At 75.8% G+C, this 20,201-nt stretch carries 20 protein-coding genes; 8 read left to right on the forward strand and 12 right to left on the reverse strand.

Going from position 1 to position 20,201, the window contains the following annotated elements:
- The first annotated feature begins 29 nt into the window (after positions 1-29).
- Positions 30-1,490 (forward strand): DUF2079 domain-containing protein, encoded by a 1,461-nt coding sequence (locus AC07VC_RS02155; protein ID WP_494674593.1) that lies wholly within the window; start codon positions 30-32, stop codon positions 1,488-1,490.
- 142 nt (positions 1,491-1,632) lie between these two features.
- Here AC07VC_RS02155 and AC07VC_RS02160 read toward each other — a convergent pair whose 3' ends face one another.
- Positions 1,633-3,048 (reverse strand): CitMHS family transporter, encoded by a 1,416-nt coding sequence (locus tag AC07VC_RS02160; RefSeq protein ID WP_317230898.1) that lies wholly within the window; start codon positions 3,046-3,048, stop codon positions 1,633-1,635.
- A gap of 159 nt (positions 3,049-3,207) precedes the next feature.
- Between AC07VC_RS02160 and AC07VC_RS02165 the strand changes: the two genes are divergently transcribed.
- Both AC07VC_RS02165 and AC07VC_RS02170 read left to right on the forward strand, forming a co-directional pair.
- Entirely contained in the window at positions 3,208-5,115 is a 1,908-nt protein-coding gene (locus AC07VC_RS02165) for a sensor histidine kinase (RefSeq protein WP_494674592.1), read from the forward strand.
- Complete coding sequence (locus AC07VC_RS02170; protein WP_317230884.1) at positions 5,112-5,774, forward strand: response regulator; 663 nt, start codon at positions 5,112-5,114, stop codon at positions 5,772-5,774. Before AC07VC_RS02165 ends, AC07VC_RS02170 begins: the two co-directional genes overlap by 4 nt.
- Before the next feature lie 112 nt (positions 5,775-5,886).
- Here the strand turns inward: AC07VC_RS02170 and ectB are convergent, their stop codons facing one another.
- Positions 5,887-7,221 carry a diaminobutyrate--2-oxoglutarate transaminase gene (ectB, locus tag AC07VC_RS02175; protein WP_494674591.1) on the reverse strand — a complete coding sequence of 445 codons (1,335 nt, stop codon included), beginning with the start codon at positions 7,219-7,221 and terminating at the stop codon, positions 5,887-5,889.
- A gap of 162 nt (positions 7,222-7,383) precedes the next feature.
- Between ectB and AC07VC_RS02180 the strand changes: the two genes are divergently transcribed.
- Together AC07VC_RS02180 and AC07VC_RS02185 are read left to right on the forward strand one after the other, a co-directional pair.
- Positions 7,384-8,271 (forward strand): alpha/beta fold hydrolase, encoded by an 888-nt coding sequence (locus tag AC07VC_RS02180; RefSeq protein WP_317230886.1) that lies wholly within the window; start codon positions 7,384-7,386, stop codon positions 8,269-8,271.
- Between the two features lie 98 nt (positions 8,272-8,369).
- A complete protein-coding gene (locus AC07VC_RS02185; protein ID WP_494674590.1) occupies positions 8,370-9,896 on the forward strand; it encodes a glycoside hydrolase family 28 protein in 1,527 nt (508 codons plus the stop codon).
- 27 nt (positions 9,897-9,923) lie between these two features.
- Here the strand turns inward: AC07VC_RS02185 and AC07VC_RS02190 are convergent, their stop codons facing one another.
- The 8 genes from AC07VC_RS02190 to AC07VC_RS02225 all read right to left on the reverse strand — a co-directional run bounded on the left by AC07VC_RS02190 (position 9,924) and on the right by AC07VC_RS02225 (position 16,802).
- Positions 9,924-10,577 (reverse strand): HEAT repeat domain-containing protein, encoded by a 654-nt coding sequence (locus tag AC07VC_RS02190; RefSeq protein ID WP_494674589.1) that lies wholly within the window; start codon positions 10,575-10,577, stop codon positions 9,924-9,926.
- Between the two features lie 52 nt (positions 10,578-10,629).
- A complete protein-coding gene (locus AC07VC_RS02195) occupies positions 10,630-11,736 on the reverse strand; it encodes a VIT1/CCC1 transporter family protein (RefSeq protein WP_494674588.1) in 1,107 nt (368 codons plus the stop codon).
- 280 nt (positions 11,737-12,016) lie between these two features.
- Positions 12,017-12,925, reverse strand: coding sequence for a M56 family metallopeptidase (locus AC07VC_RS02200; RefSeq protein ID WP_494674587.1), 909 nt, complete (start codon positions 12,923-12,925; stop codon positions 12,017-12,019).
- Between the two features lie 78 nt (positions 12,926-13,003).
- Positions 13,004-13,465, reverse strand: coding sequence for a MarR family winged helix-turn-helix transcriptional regulator (locus AC07VC_RS02205; protein WP_094116756.1), 462 nt, complete (start codon positions 13,463-13,465; stop codon positions 13,004-13,006).
- A 113-nt stretch (positions 13,466-13,578) separates the two neighbouring features.
- Positions 13,579-14,295, reverse strand: a complete 717-nt coding sequence (locus tag AC07VC_RS02210; RefSeq protein WP_494674586.1) for an HAD family hydrolase — start codon at positions 14,293-14,295, stop codon at positions 13,579-13,581.
- Positions 14,296-14,368: 73 nt separating this feature from the next.
- Positions 14,369-15,064: an endonuclease NucS gene (gene nucS, locus AC07VC_RS02215; RefSeq protein ID WP_317230282.1), complete on the reverse strand. Its 696-nt coding sequence runs from the start codon at positions 15,062-15,064 to the stop codon at positions 14,369-14,371.
- 9 nt (positions 15,065-15,073) lie between these two features.
- Entirely contained in the window at positions 15,074-16,042 is a 969-nt protein-coding gene (locus tag AC07VC_RS02220) for a DMT family transporter (protein WP_494676533.1), read from the reverse strand.
- 112 nt (positions 16,043-16,154) lie between these two features.
- A complete protein-coding gene (locus AC07VC_RS02225; protein ID WP_494674585.1) occupies positions 16,155-16,802 on the reverse strand; it encodes a TMEM175 family protein in 648 nt (215 codons plus the stop codon).
- Between the two features lie 111 nt (positions 16,803-16,913).
- On the opposite strand from AC07VC_RS02225, the gene AC07VC_RS02230 reads away from it, so the two are divergent.
- A complete protein-coding gene (locus AC07VC_RS02230) occupies positions 16,914-17,462 on the forward strand; it encodes a GNAT family N-acetyltransferase (protein WP_494674584.1) in 549 nt (182 codons plus the stop codon).
- On the opposite strand, the gene AC07VC_RS02235 is transcribed toward AC07VC_RS02230, so the two are convergent.
- Together AC07VC_RS02235 and AC07VC_RS02240 are read right to left on the reverse strand one after the other, a co-directional pair.
- Positions 17,452-17,994 (reverse strand): GNAT family N-acetyltransferase, encoded by a 543-nt coding sequence (locus tag AC07VC_RS02235; protein ID WP_494674583.1) that lies wholly within the window; start codon positions 17,992-17,994, stop codon positions 17,452-17,454. The two genes, AC07VC_RS02230 and AC07VC_RS02235, sit on opposite strands and share 11 nt — an antisense overlap.
- Positions 17,995-18,056: 62 nt before the next feature.
- On the reverse strand, positions 18,057-18,620 hold the full coding sequence (locus AC07VC_RS02240; RefSeq protein WP_494674582.1) for a hypothetical protein: 564 nt from the start codon (positions 18,618-18,620) through the stop codon (positions 18,057-18,059).
- 68 nt (positions 18,621-18,688) lie between these two features.
- Between AC07VC_RS02240 and AC07VC_RS02245 the strand changes: the two genes are divergently transcribed.
- Positions 18,689-19,204 carry an ASCH domain-containing protein gene (locus tag AC07VC_RS02245; protein ID WP_494674581.1) on the forward strand — a complete coding sequence of 172 codons (516 nt, stop codon included), beginning with the start codon at positions 18,689-18,691 and terminating at the stop codon, positions 19,202-19,204.
- A complete protein-coding gene (locus tag AC07VC_RS02250) occupies positions 19,201-20,184 on the forward strand; it encodes a methyltransferase family protein (RefSeq protein WP_494674580.1) in 984 nt (327 codons plus the stop codon). The genes AC07VC_RS02245 and AC07VC_RS02250 overlap by 4 nt, the downstream gene beginning before the upstream one ends.
- Positions 20,185-20,201 lie beyond the last annotated feature (17 nt).

Below are 20,201 nucleotides of genomic sequence, written 5' to 3' on the forward strand. Positions count from 1 at the left end.
TCCCCGGTCCCCGTGAGACCCTTGCGTCCGTGACCCGCGCGAACGCCCCGACCCGCCGCCACGCCGCGACCGGCCCCGAGCCGGAGCGCGCGGCCGGCGTCCCCGCGACCATCACCGGGGCGCGCGTGCCCGGCACCGTCGGCTCCGTGGTCGTCGCCGCGCTGGTCACCGCCGTCTACGTCCTGTACTCCGCGCTCGAGTGGCGCCGCTTCACCGTGAAGTCGTGGGACCTCGGCATCTTCACCCAGCTCGCGCAGGACTACGCGCGCCTGCAGGCGCCGATCGTCTCCATCAAGGGGGACGGCTTCAACCTCATGGGCGACCACTTCCACCCGATCCTCGTGCTGCTCGGCCCCGTCCACGCCATCTGGCCGCACGCGTTCGCGCTGCTCGTGGTGCAGGCGGTCCTCATCGGGATCTCGGTCGTGGGCGTCGGCCGGCTGGCCGGCCGCGTCGTCGGGCGGTGGGGCGCGATCACGGTCGCCACCGCGTACGGGCTGAGCTGGGGGATCCAGGGCGCGGTCGCGTTCCAGTTCCACGAGATCGCGTTCGCCCTGCCCCTGCTGGCCTTCGCGCTCGACGCGGTCGTGGCCCGGCGCGCCCTCGCCGCCGCGCTGTGGGCGGCGCCGCTCGTGTTCGTGAAGGAGGACCTCGGCCTCACGGTCGCGGTCCTCGGCGCGGTCCTCGCGCTCACCCTCGACCGCCGCGTCGGCATCGCGCTGGCCGGCTGGGGCGTCCTCTGGTTCGGGCTCGCGACGACCGTGATCCTGCCGGCGTTCAACCGCGAGGCGCGCTGGGACTACGCGGCCAAGCTCGACGCGGGCAGCGTCCTGGCGGATCCGCTCGGCACGGTCGCGGGCCTCTTCGTCGCGCCGAAGGCCGAGACCGTCGCCCTCCTCCTCATCGCCGGCGCGCTCATCGCGCTGCGCTCGCCCCTGCTGCTCCTCGTCGTGCCGACGCTCGCCTGGCGCTTCCTGTCGCCGACGGAGTCGTACTGGGCGCCGGGGTACCACTACGACGCCGTGCTGATGCCGATCGTCTTCGCCGCCGCGATCGACGGGGTCGCCCGCGCGCGGGCGGGGCGCCAGAGCTGGCTGCGGACCGCGTCGCGGGCGGCCGTGCCCGTGATGGCCGTGGCGGCGGTGGTGCTCCTCGTCCGGTCGCCCGTCGCCGAGCTCGCGCGGCCCGGCATCTGGGAGCCGGCTCCGCGAGCCGCCCAGGCGCAGGCGGCGCTCGACCAGGTGCCCGCCGGCGCCACCGTGCTGAGCGACATCGGGCTCATGTCGTACCTCGTCGACGACCACGAGGTGTTCTGGCTCGGCAACCCGGGCAACCCGGCGCCGCAGTACGTCGTGATCGACACCGTGGGCGGGGGCCTCGGCCAGGGCGCCCTGGACGCCGACCAGTACGGCGAGGCGACGCAGGCGGGCACGGTCTACGAGATCGTGTACGCCGACGCCGGCTACCAGGTCGCGCGCCGGGTCTCCTAGGCGCCGCCCGGATCCGAGCCCCGCGGCCTGGATCCGCGGTCGCCACGCGGCGGAGGGGTCCCGCGCCCGCACGCACGGAGGCCGGGCGCTCCCCCGAGCCGCCCGGCCTCCGTGCGTGCGCGCTCCCGAGGAGCGACGGCGATCAGATGGGGATCGCCGCCGTGAGCACGCCCACCGCGAGCATCACCAGCGAGACGAGCACCGCGCGCCACAGCACCTTGCGGTGGTGGTCGCCGAGGTTCACGTCGGCGAGCGACACGAGCAGCAGGATCGCCGGGACGAGCGGGCTCTGCAGGTGGACCGGCTGGCCGGTGATGGAGGCGCGCGCCATCTCCACCGGGTCGATGCCGTAGTTCGCGGCGCTCTCGGCGAGCACGGGGAGCATGCCGTAGTAGAAGGCGTCGTTGCTCATGAAGAAGGTCATCGGGATGCTGAGCACGCCCGTGATGACCGCGAGCCCCGGGCCGAGCGCGTCGGGGATGATCGTGACGAGCCAGGCCGACATCGCCGAGACCATGCCGGTGCCGTTCAGCACGCCGATGAGGACGCCCGCCGCGAGCACCATCGAGACCACGCCGACCACGCTGGGCGCGTGCGCCGCGATGCGCAGGCCCTGGTCCTTGAGGTCGCGGAAGTTGACGATGAGGGCGATGGCCGCGCCGACCATGAAGACGTAGGCGAGGGGCAGCTGGTCCATGATCAGCAGCACGAGCACCGCGACCGTGAGGCCGAGGTTGAACCAGATGAGGCGCGGGCGGAGCGTCTCGCGGTCGGGGTCGAGCATGGTCGAGCCGACGGTGGAGACGGCGGCCGTCTCGGCGCGGACGAGCGACGGGGCCAGGGTGATGAGGCCGCCGCGCGGGGTCGCGGGGGCGCCGCGACCGGCGCGCCACCAGCCGGAGCCGCCCGTGGATCCGCCCGAGCCGCCGGCCGCGTCGAGCCCGCCCTCGGCCCGCGCCTCGCCGAGCGCCGCCAGGCGGCTGCGCTCGCGGAGGCCCATGGTCCAGGCGAAGATGAAGACGAGCGCGAGGCCCACCAGGAGCGACGGGATCATGGGCACGAAGATGTCCGTCGGCGAGACCTTGAGCGCCGCCGCCGCGCGGACGGTCGGGCCGCCCCACGGGACGATGTTGAGCGTGCCGTTCGCGAGGCCCGCCGTGCAGGTGAGCACCACGGGGCTCATGCCGAGCTTGCGGTAGATGGGCAGCATGGCCGCCGTGGTGACGATGAAGGTGGTCGACCCGTCGCCGTCGAGCGAGACCGCCGCCGCGAGGATGGCCGTGCCGAGCACGATCTTCGCGGGGTCGCCGCCCGCGACGCGGAGGATGAGGCGCACCAGCGGGTCGAAGAGGCCGACGTCGATCATGATGCCGAAGTAGATGATGGCGAACATCAGCAGGGCGGCCGTGGGGGCCAGGTCGCCGAGCGCCTCGACGACCATGTCTCCGATGCCGAGGCCGGCGCCCGCGAAGAGGCCGAAGATCGTCGGCACGAGGATGAGGGCGACCATGGGCGTCAGCCGCTTGGTCATGATGAGGGCCATGAAGGTGAGGACCATGGCGAAGCCCAGGAATACCAGCACGTGTGACTCCTTCGTCGGTGGGCGGGACGCCCGGCTGAACACCACACGCTAGGTCGGTGTCCGCGTCTCGTCGCGCTTGTGCCGCTTCATCGCGATAGTGCACGAAAACGTGGTTCTGCGCATTATGCTCACCAGGTGGATCGGGCGACGGGGCGACGACGGGCGGGGCTCGACTTCGCCCGCCGCACGCTCGTCCTGCAGCTGCTCGTCGTGCTGGTCGTCGTGGGCATCGCGACCGTCGCGTACGGCCTGCTCAGCTCCTCCGAGAACCGGCAGGAGGCGCAGGCGACGGCCCTGGCCATCGCCCGGACCGCCGCCGAGGACCCCGCGCTGCGGGCCGCCGTGACCGCCGAGACCGCGGATCCCGCGACCGCGGCCGCCGCCGACCTCGCCGACGGGCCCGTGCAGCGGACGGCCGAGGCGGTGCGCGCCCGGACCGGCGCCCTCTTCGTGGTGGTGACCGACGACCGGGGGCTGCGGCTCGCCCACCCCGACCCGGCCGAGCTCGGGCAGCTCGTGAGCACGGATCCGACGGTCGCGCTCGCCGGGCGCGAGGAGGTGACGTGGGCCACGGGGACGCTCGGGGAGTCCGCGCGGGCGAAGGTGCCGGTGCGGGCGCTCGACGAGGCGGGCGCCGCGGGCGCTGCGGGCGATGCCGGCGGCCGCGTGGTCGGGGAGGTCAGCGTGGGCTTCGCCGCGGCGACCGTCCGCGACTCCATCGGCGTCGACGTCGCCGCCATCGCGGTGGTCGCGCTCCTCGCGCTCGGCGTCGGGGCGGTCGCCAGCGGGATCCTCTCGCGGCGCCTCGCGCGCCTCACCCTCGGCCTGCAGCCGTCCGAGCTGGCGGGCCTCGTGCAGGACCAGGCGGCCGTCCTCTCCGGCGTGGGCGAGGGGGTCCTCGGCCTCGGGCCCGACGGCCGCGTCACCGTCTGCAACCCCCGGGCGGCCGCTCTGCTCGGCCTCGTGGACCCGGTCGGCCGCACGCTCGACGACCTCGGCGTCGCGCCGGTGCTGCGGGAGGCGGTCGCGCGGGCCCGGGCCGGCACGGCGGCGCCGGGTGCCGGGAGCCGACCCGCGACGGCGACCGCCGCAGCCGGCGCCGTGCCGGTGCCCGCCGGATCCTCGTCCCTCCGCGCCGTCGTCGGCGACCGCCTGCTCTTCGTGGACGTCGCCCGCGTGGACCGGGACGGCCGTGACCTCGGCACCGTCGTCGTGCTGCGCGACGAGACCGACATCGAGGCGATGAGCCGTCGCCTCACGGCCGTCACGGCGATGTCCACCGCGCTCCGCGTGCAGCGGCACGAGTTCGCGAACCGCCTGCACGTCGTCCGCGGCCTCGTCGCCACGGGCCGCGTCGACGAGGCCGACAGCTACCTCGCGGGCGTGCTCGAGCAGGGCCCCGTGGCGTTCCCCACGGTGGACGCGGGGCTCGTCGACGAGCCGTACCTGCAGGCGTTCCTCGGGGCGAAGGCCATGGAGGCGGAGGAGCGGGGCGTGAGCCTGCGCGTCGGGCCCGGGACGCTCGTCCGCGGGTTCCTCGTGCGGCCCGAGGAGGTCACCACGGTCCTCGGCAACCTCGTCGACAACGCCGTGCACGCGGCCGTGCGCGGATCCCGGACGGACCTCTGGGTGGAGGTCGAGGCGCTCGACGACGGGGCCGACCTGCACCTCGCGGTCTCCGACTCCGGCGACGGGCTCGCGGGATCTGACGTGGGCCGCGTCTTCCAGCGACGGGCCGACGACGTGGGCGCGGCCGCCGAGGCCGTGGCGGCGGGCGGCGCGCCGGGAGGCGGCGGGGCGGACGGCCGCGGGGGCGCGGATCCCGCGCACGGACTCGGCTTCGGCCTGCCGCTCGTGCGCGACATCGCCCGGCGCGACGGCGGGGACGTCTGGGTCGCGGACCCGGGCGGACCGCCGCACCGTGCCGACGCCGGTGCCGTCTTCTGCGCCCGGCTGCAGGGCGTGGTCGAGCCGCCCGACACCGACACCGACACCGACACCGACACCGATGACCGTGCCGACCCGAACGGAGCCCCCGCGTGACCGACGACCTCACCGTCCTCATCGTCGACGACGACTTCCGGATCGCCCGCCTGCACGAGGGGATCGTCGCCCAGGCGCCCGGGTTCCGTCCCGTCGGCACCGCGAGCAGCGTGCGCGCGGCGCTCGCCGTGCTCGACTCCGAGCGCCCCGACCTGGTGCTCCTCGACGCCTACCTGCCCGACGGCAGCGGCGTCGACCTCGTGCGGCGCATCGAGCCCGACGTGATCCTCGTGACCGCCGCCGACGACGCCGCGACCGTCCGCCGCGCCCTCCGCGGCGGGGCCGTCTCGTACCTCGTGAAGCCCTTCGCGCCGGAGCTGCTCACTGCGCGCCTCGCGGCCTACGCGGCCTTCCGGGCCGGGCTCGCGACCGACCGGCCGCTCGACCAGGCGGGCATCGACCGCGCCATCCAGGCGCTGCGGCCCGGCCGGGCCTCCGCCCAGGCGCGCCCGGCGACCGAGCAGGCCGTGCTCGACGCCCTCTCGGCCGCGGACGAGGAGCTGAGCGCCCCCGAGATCGCGGAGCGGGTGGGCGTCTCCCGCGCCACCGCGCAGCGCTACCTCGGCGCGCTCGCCCGCGACCGCGTCGTGGACGTGCAGCTCAACTACGGATCCACCGGCCGCCCCGAGCACCGGTACCGGATCCTCCGACCCCGCTAGGGCCGGGGGCGGATGCCCGATCCGACGCGAGCGGCCGGACCGCCGGACGGCGGACGACGGCCCGGTCCCGCGCGTGCAGGACCGGGCCGTCGAGGAGGGCAATAGGAGCGGGTCAGCTCCCGACGGCCACCGGCAGCGGCACCTCGTCGGCGGCGAGCTCCTCGCTCGTGGCACCGAGGACCTCGCGGACGGACGCGCGGATGATGGCGAGGCCCTCCTCGATCTGCTCGTCGCTGATGGTGAGGGCGGGCAGCACCTTCATGACGGTGCCGCCGGCGCCGCTGGTCTCCATGAGCATGCCGCGCTCGAACGCCGCCCGGCAGACGGCCCCGGCGAGGTCGCCCGTGGGGAACTCGATGCCGCGCGCGAGGCCGCGGCCGCGCACCTTCAGCGTCGTGCCGGGGGCGGCCTCCGCGGCGATCTCGGTGAAGACCTCGTGGATCCGCGCGCCCTTGCGGAGCGTGGACGCCTCCAGCTCGCCGTCGGTCCAGTACCGCCGCAGCGCCTCGGCGCCGGTGAGGAACGCGGGCGCGATGCCGCGGAAGGTGCCGTTGTGCTCGCCCGGCTTCCACTGGTCGAGCTCCGGCTTCAGCAGCGTGAGGGCCATGGGGAGGCCGTAGCCGCCGATGGACTTGGAGAGCGTGACGATGTCGGGGACGATGCCGGACTCCTCGAAGCTGAAGAACCCGCCCGTGCGGCCGCAGCCCATCTGCACGTCGTCGACGATGAGCACGATGCCGTGGCGCGTGCAGAGGTCGCGGAGCGCGCGCAGCCACTCGGCGCTCGCGACGTTGATGCCGCCCTCGCCCTGCACGGTCTCGACGATGACGCCGGCCGGCCGGTCGAAGCCCGAGCCCGAGTCGTCGAGGAGCTTCGCGAAGTACGCGAGGCTGTCGGTCTCGCCGCCGAGGTAGCCGTCGAACGGGACGGCGACCGCGTGGTGCAGCGGGTGCCCGGCGCCGCCGCGCTTCAGCGCGTTGCCGGTGACCGCGAGGGCGCCCTCGGTCATGCCGTGGAACGAGTTGGTGAAGTGCACGATCGTGGTGCGGCCGGTGACCTTGCGGGCGAGCTTCAGCGCGGCCTCGACGGCGTTCGCGCCGCCCGGGCCGGGGAACATGATGCGGTAGTCGAGACCGCGCGGCTGGAGGATGACGTCCTGGAACGTCTGCAGGAAGTCGCGGCGGGCCTCCGTGAACATGTCGAGGGAGTGCGTGACGCCGTCGCGCAGGATGTAGTCGACCAGCTTCTGCTTGAGCGCCGGGTCGTTGTGCCCGTAGTTGAGGGCTCCGGCGCCCGCGAAGAAGTCGAGGTAGCGATCGCCGTCGGCCGTGAACATCTCGCTGCCCACGGCGCGGTCGAACACGACCGGCCAGCCGCGGCTGTAGCTCCGGACCTCGGACTCCATCTGCTCGAAGATCGTCATGCCGTGTCGCTCCTTGGTTCTCATCGGCGACCCGCGGGGATCGCCGCACGTCGGGCGGGGCTCGTGGCTCCGGGCGACGGGGAAGGCGCTGCGATGCGCAGCCCCTCCATCGTCGCACCTCCCTCCGTCATCGCGGGAATCCCCCACGTGGGGAGCCCCACGTGAGGAGACGGATAGGGTCGCGGCATGGCCGATCCCGACGACCTCGATCCGCTCGGAGCCCCGGGGACCGCGATGCTGCGGGTGGGCGACCGGCTGGTGCGGCACCGCGTGACGGGCGCCGGGGATCCGCTCCTCCTCCTGCACGGCATCGGCCGCAGCCTCGAGGACTGGGACGAGCAGCACGCGCGCCTCTCCGACGCGCACGAGCTGCACAGCCTGGACCTGCCCGGCTTCGGCTGGTCGGATCCCGTCGACGGGCCCTCCACGCTCGTCGCCCTCGCGGACGCCCTGCCCGCGTACCTCGACGCCGCGGGCGTGCGCGGCCGGGTGACCGTGGTCGGCAACTCGCTCGGCGGCGCCGTGGCGATGACGCTCGCGACCCGCCACCCGGAGCGCGTGCGGGCGCTCGTCCTCGCCGACAGCGCGGGCTTCGGCCGGGAGGTCACGGTGGGGCTCCGGCTCCTGGCCTTCGATCCGCTCGCGACCCTCGTGCTCCGCCCCACGCCCGGCAACTCGCGGCGCTCCACCCGCAGCGTCTTCCACGACCCCGCCCTGACCACCGCCGAGCGCGTGCGCCACGCCCAGGCGCTCTCGGCCCGTCCGGCCCATGCGGCCACCATGCTCGAGGTGGCCCGCGACCTCGGGACCGTCCGCGGCGTCAGCTCCGGGTGGCGCCGCCCCCTGGTGGAGGCGGTGCGCGCGTCGGGCCTGCCCGTGCTCGCCGTGTGGGGCGACCGCGACCGGATCCTCCCCGCCACCCACCTCCGCGGCGTCGCGCGCGAGCTCCCCGACGCGCGCCTGGAGCTGATCTCCCGCTGCGGCCACATGCCCCAGATCGAGCGCCCCGACGTCTTCGCCGGCCTCGTCCGCCGCTTCGCGGCATCCCTGCCCCCGGAACCCGCGGCGCCCTGAGGACGGGCCGCGCGCGGGCGGGAGGGCGGTCCCTATCGTGAGCGTCCTCATCGATCCGGTACCAGCCGATCGCCCCCTCCTGCAGAACGGACACCTCCGTGCGCCCACGTCCCGCCCTGTCCTCCCGCCGCGTCCCCGCGACCGTCGCCGCCTGCGTGCTCCTCTGCCTCGGGGCCGGCTCCCCGGCGCTCGCGGCGTCGACGCCCGCACCCGCGACCCCGCCCGGCGCGTCGCTCCCCGGCACCTCGCTCCCCGCCGCCTCGCTCCTCGGCGGCGCCGTCCACGGCGACCGCCGCGCGGTGACGGAGCCCCACGCCCCGGCCGTCTGCACCACGGTCCCCGCCGAGGTCCACATGAGCGGACGCCAGGCGTCGGCCGCGGACGAGGCGCAGGCCCCGGACGGGCCGCGGATCCAGGCGGCCCTCGACGCCTGCGCGGGCAGGGGCGGCGCCGTCCGGCTCGCGGCGTCCGGCACCTCCGCGAGCTTCCTCAGCGGACCCCTCACCGTGCGGGCGGGCGAGGTGCTGCTCGTGGATCCGGGAGCCGTGCTCTCCGCGTCCCGCGACGCGACGGACTACCAGGTGGCCGGTCGGCCCCGATGCGGCACCATCGGCGGGGGCGGCGACGGCTGCCGGCCGTTCATCTCCCTGTCCTCGCACTCGGGCATCGCCTCGAGCGGGGAGCCGGGCGCCGTCCGGGGTCGCATCGACGGCCGTGGCGACGCGCAGATCCTCGGCGGGACCACCACCTGGTGGCAGCTCGCGGCGGCCGCCAAGCAGGGCGGCCGGCAGAACGTGCCGCGGCTCGTCGTCGCGACGCGCGCGGACGACGTCACCCTCCACGACGTCGACCTGGTCTCGTCGCCCGGCATCCACGTGTCGTTCGACCACGGCGTCGGCCTCACGGTGTGGGGCGTGGTGATCCGCACCCCCTCCTCCGCCCGCAACACCGACGGGATCGACCCGGCGGGCGCGACCGACGTGACCATCGCGCGCTCGTGGATCAGCGCCGGCGACGACGGCATCGCGATCAAGGCGGGCAGCGCGCCGTCCGCCCACATCAGCATCGTCGGCGACCACCTCTTCGGCACCCACGGCATCTCGATCGGCAGCGAGACGACGGCCGGGGTCAGCGACGTGCTCGTGGCGGACGACACGGTCAGCGGCCGGGACGCGTTCGGCGCCCTGAGCGTCGCGGCGGGCGGCATCCGCATCAAGAGCGCGGCGGGCGTCGGAGGCCCGGTGCGCGACGTCGAGTACCGCGACGTGTGCGTCGACGAGGCGAAGTACCCGATCGTCGTCGACTCCAGCTACGGCACGGCGGCGGGCGACGCGCTGCCCGTCTTCCAGGGGATCACCGTGGACGGCTTCCGCGCGACCCGGTCGCTGCACCTCGCGTCGTCGTCGCTCGAGGGCTACGACGCGGCCCACGCGCTCGGCCTCGCGCTCCGGCGCACGTCGGTGGACGCCGCCCCGGTCGGCGCCGCGTACGCCGACATCACGACGGCGGGCGCGACGTTCGGCGGCGTGCCGCTGACGTCGACGCGTCCCGACGTGCGGATCGCCGCCGGGCCCGCGGCGGGCAGCCCGCCCGAGTGCGCGTTCCCCGCCTTCCCGGGCCGGTGAGCGCGTGCGGCCCGCGGGGTCGCCGCGCTAGGGGCGGTCGGCGTCCGCGTCGGTGCCGTCGGAGTCGGTGCGGGCCGCGTCGTCGGCCACGGCGGATCCGGATGCCTCCGCCGCGGCGGCCGCGTGACGGCCGGAGGCGGAGAGCACCGACGGGTGGCGGGCCGCGAGGGCCTCGAGCCCGTCGTGCGCCGCGACGCGGACGGACGTGTCCGGGTCGGTGAGGGCGCGGCGGACGACCTCCTCGTCGGCCGGGGAGCCGACCGCGCCGAGCGCGCGCAGGGCGGCGCCGCGGACGCGGGCGTTCTCGTCCGTGACGAGGACCGTGAGGGCGCGGACCAGCGGCAGCTGCCGGGTCGCGACGACCTTCGCGCACGCCTCGCGCACGCGCCAGGCGCGGTTCGTCAGGTTCTTCTCGACGACCTTCGCGGCCTCCGGCGTCCACGCGTAGAGGAGCGCGCGGGCGCCCCAGGCCTCGGGCCAGTAGAGGGGAGGCGCGCCGTTGAGGATCCCGCGGGCGTGGCGTCCGCCGACCAGCAGCAGGAAGTCGTCGCCCTCGTACAGGCCGTCCAGCAGGCCCATCGCCCGCAGGGCGACCTCCCGCTCGCTCGTGCGCGCCACCGCGTCGCTCATGCGCGTCGCGAGGGAGTCCTCGCGACGGCGGGGGTCATCTCCGTCAGCCATGCGCCCACCGTATCGGCTGCGGCGGGACCGGCCCGCCCGGGCCCCGGACGGATCAGCCGACCTGCGTGCCGAAGAGGAGCCCCAGCAGGTAGGTGGCCCCGGCGGCCCCGAACCCGATGAGCAGCTGGCGCGCCGCGCGCCGCAGCGGCGGGCCACCCGAGAGGAGGCCCGTGACCGCGCCCGTGATCGACAGCGCGATCGCGACGAGGACCGACGCGAGGACCAGCGCGGCGACGCCCTGCAGGCCGAGCAGGTAGGGCAGCACCGGGATCACGGCGCCCGAGGCGAAGAAGCAGAAGCTCGACAGGGCGGCGCCCCACGCCGTGCCGACGCTCTCGTGCTCGTCGTCGGGACCGACGCCCGCGATGGTCACCGGGATGGGACGGGTCTCGGCCGCGAGGTCGCGCAGCACCTCGTCGGCGTGCGCGAGCGCCTCCTCCTCGGTCATGCCGCGGGCGCGGTAGACGAGCGCGAGCTCGTTGGCGTCCACGTCGAGGTGGGGCAGGGCGTCGCGGGTGCCCGCGCCCGGGGCCGAGGCCTCGAGCAGCTCGCGCTGGGACCGCACGGACACGAACTCGCCCGCGCCCATCGAGAGCGCGCCCGCGAGGAGGCCGGCGAGGCCCGTGGCGAGGATCACCGCGGTGGGGACTCCCGTGGCCGTGATGCCGATCACGAGCGCGAGGTTGCTGACGAGCCCGTCGTTGGCTCCGAACACGGCGGCGCGGAAGGTGCCGGACAGGCGCATCCGCCCGCGGGTGGCGAGGCCGCGGACGACCTCCTCGTGCACGCGCTCGTCGGCGGCCATGGCGTCGGTGGCATCCGCGTCGTCGGCGTACGGCGACCGGCTCTCGGCGCGCTGGGCGAGGGCCAGCACGAACACGGATCCGAAGCGGCGGGCGAGGACGCCGAGGATGCGGGTGCGGACGTCGCCGCGCACGGGCCGGCCGACGCGGTCGCCGAGCAGCTCGATCCAGTGGTCGGCGTGGCGGCCCTCCGCCTCGGCCAGGGCGAGCAGGATCTCGCGCTCCTCGCCCGTGCGCCGGCCGGCGAGGTCGCGGTAGACGGCCGCCTCGGCGCGCTCGTCGGCGAGGTACTGCCGCCAGCGGCGCACCTGGGCGGGGGTGGGATCGGGCGTGCGGGCAGGGGGGATGGCGGTCATGGGTCCTCCGGTCGGGCGACGACCGGGACGCGGGGTCTCCGGCCGACGCGACGGCGCGCGTGCGCCTGTCGTTCGTCTGGCCGAAGGTCTCGTCCGCCCGCCGTCCGCGTGCTCCGGGGCGGGTGATGCACCGGGCCCGGGGGCCAGCATGTCGACGCATCGCCGTCCGGCCCGAGGGCCGGGGGGACTACTCCCCTTCGGGAGCGACCCTACCGCACGGGTCCCGGCGGGCCGGCGGCGCGGGCTGGCGACGCGGTGGCGGGATCGCGCCGCGCGGAGGTCAGGAGGGCGGCAGCAGCACGATGACGAGCGGCAGCGCGGGGAGCGCGCACGCGACGGCGCACAGCAGCCGCAGGGCGACCGGGTGCCCGCCGCGGGGCTGGTCCATGCGGTCGGCGCGGAGCGCGGAGAGGCCGCCCCCGGGATCGAGCTTCCGGAGCGCGGACGCCACGGTCGCGGGACCGGCGACCCGGGCGGCGTGGTCGTCGGCGATGAACTCGATCGCGATGGTCGTTGACAGGGCGAGGCGCTGGCTGGCGGGCAGCGCCGGCAGGATCGCGCGGGAGACCTGGGCGAGACGCACCGCCAGCGCGTGCCGCTGCTCGAGGTGCGCGGTCTCGTGCTCGATGACGGCGGCGAGCTCGTCGTCGTCGAGGCGGGCGCGCGCCTCCGTGGTGAGGAGGATCACGCCGGTCGAGGGCGAGAGCGCGGCGAGCGGCACGTCGGACTCGACGAGGCGCGCGTCGCGGCCGGCGACCCGGTACGGCCGGGAGGCGAGCAGCAGGGTCGCGACCTCGCCGGCCCGCCGCCGCGCCTCGCGCACCACACGTCCGCCCTCCTCCACGATGCGGAACAGCAGCACCCCGAGCACCCCCGCCGCGACGTATGCCAGGGGGACGGCCGCGAGGGGGACGGCGGCGACGGGGACGGCCGCGAGGGGCGCGGCGCCGGGCGCGCCCGCATCCGCCGCCGGATGCGCGCCCGCCTGCAGCGACATGCCCTGGTGGATGAGGAGGCCGAGCCCCGAGCCGAGGCTCAGCACCGCCGTGGCGAGGAACCCGTGCCACGCGGCGAGCATGGCGACGGGACGCTGGGCGACGAGCGGCAGCCGGCCGAGGAGGAGCGGCGCCAGGAGCGTGACGGTGACGTAGCACTCCAGGAGGAGCACCGCGCGGACCGTGTCGCTCACTGGTCGCGCTCCGTTCGGGTGGTGCGGGGATGCGGGTGGTGCGGGTGCGGGTGCGCCGCCCGGCGCGGCGCCGCCCGGTCAGATGGTCTCGGGGAGCGCCTTCGCGTTGTCGATGACCTGGCTGAGCACCGACTTCAGCCCCTGGAGCTGCTCCTCCGACATGGACAGGCGGTCGCGGATCTGCTGCGGGATGGTGACTGCCCGCTCGCGCAGCTCGCGGCCCTGGTCGGTGAGGCCGATCTCGAGCACCCGCTCGTCGGTGGCGCGGCGCACGCGCCACACGTGGCCCATGGCCTCCAGGCGCTTGAGGAGGGGGGAGAGCGTGGCGCTGTCGAGCTGGAGCTCGTGGCTGAGGTCCTTCACCGAGCGGGGTCCGCGCGCCCAGAGGGCGAGGAGGACGAGGTACTGCGGGTGGGTGAGCCCGAGGGGGTCGAGGATGGGGCGGTAGAGGGCGGTCACGCTGCGTGCGGCGACGACGAGCGAGTAGCTGACCTGCCTGTCGAGCGCGAGCGGGTCCTGCAGGTCCTGCGGTGATGACATGGTTCCTCCGCGGGTCATTCTGTCACTCCGTGTTGCTAACCCCGGGGCGGGCGGGGGTCGGCAGCCGGATCTGTGGAAACGCTCCTGCTTGTGAGGGATTCGGAGCGGGCCGCTCAGGCGGCGGGTGCCCGCACCTCCGGGACCAGGCGCGAGGCGAGCTCGGCGGCCGACTCGACGACCGCGATCGTGCCCGCCGCCTCGGCCGGGCTCCCGTAGCCCCAGCCGACCATGACGGTCGGGATGCCGTGCGCGGCGGCCCCGAGCACGTCGTGCTCGCGGTCGCCCACCATCACCGCGTTCGCGACGTCGACGCCGGCCGCGCGGAGCCGCCGCAGCGCCTCCTCGATGACGTCGGCCTTGGCGGAGCGCACCTCGTCCTCGCTGGCGCCGCAGATCTCCGTGAACAGGTCGGTGAGGCCGTAGTGGTCGAGCACGCGGCGCGCCTGCGACTCGGGCTTGCTGGTGGCGAGGGACAGCGGGATGCCGGCGGCGCGGATCGCGCGCAGCACGTCGGGGACGCCGTCGTAGACCGCGCTGTCGAAGACGCCGCCGGCCGCGTAGCCCGCGCGGTAGTGGGCGAGCGCACGCTGCTGGGCCTCGTCGTCCATGCCGGCGAGGTCGCGGAAGGAGTCGAGGATGGGCGGGCCCACGTACTCGAGCAGCTGGGCGGGGCCCGGCACCGGCAGGCCCATGAAGACGAGCGTCTTCGCGAGCTGCGCCGTGATGCCGGGGGCCGAGTCGGTGATGGTGCCGTCGAGGTCGAAGAGGATGCAGCTCCAGGGCGCGGAGCCGGCGACGGAGGACGGCGTGGTCGTGTCGGGTGCGGTCACGCTGACACCCTACGAGGGTCGTGCGGGTGCCCGCCGGGAGCGCACCCGGAGCGCGTCCCGGACGCGGCCCGCGTCAGAACAGGCGCGAGTGCCCGTCGTCGAGGCCGCGCATGGCGTCGTAGTCGAGGAGGAGGCAGCGGATCCCGCGGTCCTCGGCGAGCGTGCGGGCCTGCGGCCTGATCTCCTGCGCGGCGTACACGCCCGTGACCGGCGCGAGGTGCGGATCCCGGTTCATGAGCTCCAGGTAGCGCGTGAGCTGCTCGACGCCGTCGATGTCGCCGCGGCGCTTCAGCTCCACCGCGACCGACCGGCCGGCAGCGTCCCGCGCCAGGATGTCGACCGGCCCGATCGCGGTCATGTACTCGCGGCGCACCAGCTCGTGGCCGTCGCCCAGCAGGTGGATCTGCTCGGCGAGCAGCTTCTGCAGGTGCGCCTCCACGCCGTCCTTGACGAGGCCCGGGTCGACGCCGAGGTCGTGGGCGGAGTCGTGCAGCACCTCGTGGATGGAAACGACGAGCATGTCGGCCGTCTTCGGCTGCACCACGCGCCAGATCTCGCGGACCCCCGCGAGCGCCTGGTCGTCGTCGGGCTCGACCTCGACGATCGTGCAGGGCGGGCTCATCCAGTTGAGGGGCTTGTAGGAGCCGCCGTCCGAGTGGACGAGGAGGCTCCCGTCGGCCTTGACCATGAGGAGCCGGGTGGCGAGGGGGAGATGCGCGCTGAGGCGGCCGGCGTAGTCGACGGAGCAGCGGGCGATGACGAGACGCACCCGGCGAGCCTAGCCGGGCGTCGGAGGGGTGCGCGTCGCGGCCGCGGGGGCGGGAGGCGCCGCGGGGTCTCCGGCGGACGTCGCCGGGGCGGGCCTCGATCGTGGGGCCGCACGGCGGCGGCCCTGCGACAGGAGCACGCCGAGGAGCACGAGGGCGGCACCGGCGGGCTCGTTCCAGTGCAGGGTCTCGCCGAGCACGAGGATCCCGAGCGCGACGCCGACGACCGGCGTGATGTACGTGACGGTGGAGGTGGCGGTGGGCCCCCAGGCGAGCAGCACGTTCATGTTCCAGAGGTACGCGAGGCCCGTGCCCACCACGCCGAGCACCAGCAGGCTGAGGACGACCGGCACGTCGAGCGACACGGGCCCGGTGGCGAGGAACGGGGTGGCGACGACCATGGCGGCGGCTCCCATGCCGATCTGCATGAAGGCCGTGACCACGCCGGGGATGCCGCGGTGCGTGAGGAAGCGGCGGAGGTAGCCGAACGTGATCCCGTAGCAGAGGGCCGCGCCCAGGCACGCGAGCTGGCCCGCGAGCTCGAGCAGCGGCTGACCGGACGCGGCGGCCTCCGCCGACGGGGTCAGCCGCCACGGCCCGATGATCACGACGACGCCCGCGATGCCGAGGGCGATGCCCGCGAGCTGCCGACGGCCGAGCCGCTCGACGCGGAAGGCCAGGGTCGCGAGGAGCGCCGTCATGATCGGCGTGGTCGCGTTGTAGATGCTCGCGACCCCCGAGGTGACGTGCTGCTCGGCCCAGGCGAACAGCGAGAACGGGATGGCCGACCCGACGACGCCGACGACCGCGAAGTGCAGCCAGACGACGCGCTCCCGCGGCAGCGGCAGGCGGCGCCCGGCGACGATGAGGCCGAGCGCGACGGCGCCGAGCACGAGCCGGGTCCAGGACACCTGGCCGAACGAGACGCCCTCCAGCGCGACCTTCATGAACAGGAAGCTGGCGCCCCACACCGTGCCCATCGCGACGAACTGCACGGCGATCCGGCGGCCGCCGGGAGCGGTGAGCGCGGCGGCGGAGGTGCTCGGGGCGGCGGATGCGGAGGGCGTCGGGGCGCCGCGGGGTGTCACGTCGTCAGCGTATCGGCGGGGTGCGGCGCGGGCGACGGCGGGGGCGGCCGAGGCGCTCGAGGGGGATCGTGATGAGCAGCACGAGGAGCGCCCAGGTGCCGACGCCGGGCACGGCCGCGGCGAGGACGAGGGCGAGCGCCATCAGGCCGGTGGGGATCCAGCGGCTGCGGCGGAGGGCGGCGTGGCTCGGAGCGCCGGGGTCGTCGTGGTGGTCGTCGTCGTCGAGGGCGACGCCGGCGCGGATCCCGAGCTCGGCGAGCACGGCGAGGGAGGTGGACGCGACCAGCATGGTCGCGATGTAGATCACGACGCCCAGCCGGTCCTCCTCCGCGGCCCCGACGATGAGGACGGTGGGCAGCGGCAGGAACACGATGGCGGCCAGCCACAGCCAGTTCGCGCGCATCATGCCCCGGGTGAGCGCCCGGATCCGCCCGAGGACGGCGTGGTGGGCCTGCCAGAGCGCGGCGATCACGACGAAGCTCAGGGCCGCCGCGCCGAGGGGCGCCGCGTTCTCCCGCACGAAGCCCGCGACGCTGTCGGACGCCCCGTCGCGGGCGGTGTCCACGAGCGGCAGGACGACCAGGGTGATGGCGATGGCGACGACCGCGTCGCTGAAGGCGACGAGCCGTTCGAGGCCGCGCTCGGAGCTCATGCGTCGATCAGATCACACGCCGTCCTCCGGCTCCCCTCCCGGGGCCCGACACGGCGCTCGAGGACGCCGGCCGGCCTGCCCGCCGAACGTGGCGCGTGGGAGCATCGGGCGATGACGACGTCGCCCGCTCCCGTGCTCGTCACGGAGCGGTATGCGCTCGAGCCGCTGGTGGTCGGGCACGCGGGCGAGATGGTCGGGGTGCTCCAGGATCCGGCGCTGTACCGCTTCACGGGCGGCGTGCCGCCGACGCTCGACGCGCTGCGGACCCGGTTCGCCCGCCAGGCGGCGGGGCGCTCGCCGGACGGATCGGAGCTGTGGCTCGTCTGGGTGATCCGGGAGCGCGCCTCCGGGCGCGCCGTCGGGTTCGTGCAGGCGACCGTGACCGGCGAGGGGGAGGCGCGCGCGGCGGAGGTCGCATGGCTGATCGGGACCGGGGCCCAGGGGGCCGGCGCCGCCGCGGAGTGCGCGGCTGCGATGCTCCGGTGGCTGCGGGAGGACGGCGTGGGGACCGTGCGGGCGCGCATCCACCCCGATCACGCGGCGTCGCAGGCCGTCGCGCGACGGCTCGCGCTGGTGCCGACGGACGTGGTGGTGGACGGCGAGGTGCGCTGGGAGGCACCGGCGCGGGGTCCGATGGCGCGGCCCGAGGTCAGGCCGTGAGGTCGCGCGTCATCCAGACGAGGTCGCCGTGGTCGGGGTCCGGCATCACCCGGCCGCTCTCCGTGAAGCCGGCCTCGGCGAGCACGCGGAGCGAGGCCGCGTTCCAGCGGCGCTCCGTGGCCCAGAGCCGGACGCGGCCCGTGGCGCGCGCTGCGTCGACCACGGCGCGGACGGCCTCCGTCGCGATGCCCTGCCCCTGCGCCTCGTGCAGCAGCTCGACGACGATCTCCGGCTCCTCCGCGGACGCGCGGCCGACGACCAGCCCGCAGTAGCCCACGACCCCCGGCGCGTCCCGGCGTTCGATCGCCAGCTGGCCGACGCCGGTGCGCAGCGACTCCTCGGCCTGCACGGCCAGGCGGGCGCGGACCTCGTCGCGCGTCGGGTGCCCGTCCCCGTCGACGCGGCGCTCCGGCGGGACGCGGGGGTCGCGCTCGGTCCAGAGGCGGTGGACGACGTCCGCGTCCCCCGGGCCGAGCGGCCGCAGCAGGAGGCGCGCGGTCTCGATGCGCGCGGGCAGCGGGGCGGCGGTCATGGGGTCACGCTACGGGCGCGCCCGCTCCCGCGGGGATCCGCGCCCCCGCCGGCCGCCGACGCTCAGTGGACTGCAAGCTCCACCGCGAGGACCAGGACGCCGAGCGCCGCGACGCCCCCGAGCACCAGGAGCTTCACGCCCAGCGCGACGCGGAGCCGGCGGACGGCGATGAGGGTCACGAGCACGAGCGTCGCCACCAGCACGATCGAGATGATCCGCAGGGCCGTCGCCAGGTCGAGCGCCCCGAGCGCGGAGAGCCCGAGGATCGCGAGCGGCGCGGGCAGGACACCGAGCGAGCTGCCGCACACGTAGAGGATGTGGGCCACGTCGCGGCGGTCCGGCACCTCGCCGTCGCGGACCATCTGGGCGATGCACTCGGCCACGGACACCGCGAGCAGCGTGCCGACCACCGTGAGCAGGAGGGTGAGGGCGGCCGTCCCGACGGTCGCGTGGTCGGCCTCGCGCTCGGTCGCGATGGTGACCGCGAGCGCGGTGAAGGTGACGTAGATCCGCTCCTTCAGCGCCTCCGAGCGGGCCTCGGCGTCGGGGGCGGGGCGGCCGGCGGTCCGGCCGGCGGCGCGCTCGGGACGGGATCGGCGGGCGGGCGGCGGCGTCGGGTCTTCCACCGGATCAGGCTACGGGCGCCGCGGCGCCGGATCGGGCCGGGGCCCGCCCGCATGGGAGCATCGGGTCCATGAGCGATGCGACCGCGCCCGCCTCCCCGCCCGACCTCCCCGCCGCGGCGCGGATGTGGGCGGCGTACGCGGAGGCGCACCCGCAGGCGGTGGCCGCGGGACCCGAGCACACGGTCGAGCGCTTCGGGGACACCGCGCGCCTCGCGGACGAGCTGCTCGGGATCGTGCTCGACGGCCGGAAGCGCGCCACCGCCGAGCTCGTCGCCGACTTCCTCGCCCGCGGCGAGCAGGTGCCGCGCATCGGATCGCACTGGATCGCGTGCGACGGCGCCGGGAGGCCGCGCATCGTGATCCGCAGCACCGAGCTCCGCGTCGGCCCCTTCGCGAGCGCCGACGCCGCCTTCGCGCACGACGAGGGGGAGGACGACCTCTCGCTCGACAGCTGGCGCATCCAGCACCGGATCTACTGGCAGCGGGTGAGCGCGGCCCGCGGCGCCGTGTGGTCGGAGGACGAGGACATCGTCTTCGAGCGCTTCGCCGTGGTGTGGCCGCCGGAGCACGCGGACGCCCGGTGACGGCCGCGGCATCCGGCGCGTCGCGCGGACCGGCCGCCCGCGGCGGGGCGCGCACGTGGGCGCGCGCCTGGTTCGCCGCGCAGGCGCTCGGCGGGGCCGCGTGGTGGGTCGCCGTGCCGACCGTGCCCGCGGTGCGCGCCGCGACGCTCGGGTCGCTGGACCCGCTGCTGGTCGCCCTCCTCGACGTCCCCCTGTTCGTGGTCGGGTCGGCGCTCGCCGCCGCCGGGATCCGGTGGGCCGCCCTCGTCGCCGCCGCCTGGACCCTCGTGGTCGCCGTCGCGCTCGCCGGGTTCGCGACCGTCACCCGGGAGGCGGGCGTGGGCGTCGTGGTCATGGCGGTCGCCGCGCTCGGATCGCTCGTCGCCTGCGCCCTCCTGCTCCTCGGCCGGCTGCCGAGCCGGTGGGCGCTCGTCGGCCCGTTCGCGGCCCGGCCCGCGGACGCGAGCGCCGCCACCTCCCGCCACGTGGCCGCGACGGCCGCGCAGATCGTCGTCTTCTGGGGCGCCTTCCTCGTTGTGGCGCCCCTCGCGATCCGCTGGCTCGAGCTGCGGTGGCGGGTCGCCGTCCCGCTGCCGGACGGGGTGCTGGTCGTCGCGGTGCCCGCGGCGGGGGTCGTCGTGCTGGTGCTCGCGAGCGCGCTCGGGATCTGGTCGGCGGCGGCCATGTCGACCCGCGGCGGCGGCACCCCGCTCCCGGCGGCGACCGCGACGCGGCTCGTGATCGCCGGGCCGTACCGGTTCGTGCGGAACCCCATGGCGCTCGCGGGCGTCACGCAGGCCGCGGCCGTCGGGCTCGTGCTCGGGTCGTGGATGGTGGTCGCCTACGCCGTCATCGGCTCGTCGCTCTGGAACCACGTCGTGCGGCCGGGCGAGGAGGCCGACCTCGAGGCGCGCTTCGGGGATCCGTTCCGCCGCTACCGCGACGCCGTGCGCTGCTGGGTGCCCACGTTCCCGGGCGTGCCGGCGACGCCGCGGAGCTGAGGGACGGGCGTCGCGTC

It is taken from the genome of Clavibacter sp. GW821-FHT01D01, from assembly GCF_059422605.1.

Coding starts and splice junctions, on each gene's coding strand:
- AC07VC_RS02160 (WP_317230898.1), bottom strand. CDS start 3,048: ATGGTCCTCACCTTCATGGCCCTCATCATGACCAAGCGGCTGACGCCC.
- ectB (WP_494674591.1), bottom strand. CDS start 7,221: ATGAGAACCAAGGAGCGACACGGCATGACGATCTTCGAGCAGATGGAG.
- AC07VC_RS02180 (WP_317230886.1), top strand. CDS start 7,384: ATGGCCGATCCCGACGACCTCGATCCGCTCGGAGCCCCGGGGACCGCG.
- AC07VC_RS02190 (WP_494674589.1), bottom strand. CDS start 10,577: ATGGCTGACGGAGATGACCCCCGCCGTCGCGAGGACTCCCTCGCGACG.
- AC07VC_RS02195 (WP_494674588.1), bottom strand. CDS start 11,736: ATGACCGCCATCCCCCCTGCCCGCACGCCCGATCCCACCCCCGCCCAG.
- AC07VC_RS02205 (WP_094116756.1), bottom strand. CDS start 13,465: ATGTCATCACCGCAGGACCTGCAGGACCCGCTCGCGCTCGACAGGCAG.
- AC07VC_RS02220 (WP_494676533.1), bottom strand. CDS start 16,042: ATGGGCACGGTGTGGGGCGCCAGCTTCCTGTTCATGAAGGTCGCGCTG.
- AC07VC_RS02225 (WP_494674585.1), bottom strand. CDS start 16,802: ATGAGCTCCGAGCGCGGCCTCGAACGGCTCGTCGCCTTCAGCGACGCG.
- AC07VC_RS02230 (WP_494674584.1), top strand. CDS start 16,914: ATGACGACGTCGCCCGCTCCCGTGCTCGTCACGGAGCGGTATGCGCTC.
- AC07VC_RS02235 (WP_494674583.1), bottom strand. CDS start 17,994: ATGACCGCCGCCCCGCTGCCCGCGCGCATCGAGACCGCGCGCCTCCTG.
- AC07VC_RS02245 (WP_494674581.1), top strand. CDS start 18,689: ATGAGCGATGCGACCGCGCCCGCCTCCCCGCCCGACCTCCCCGCCGCG.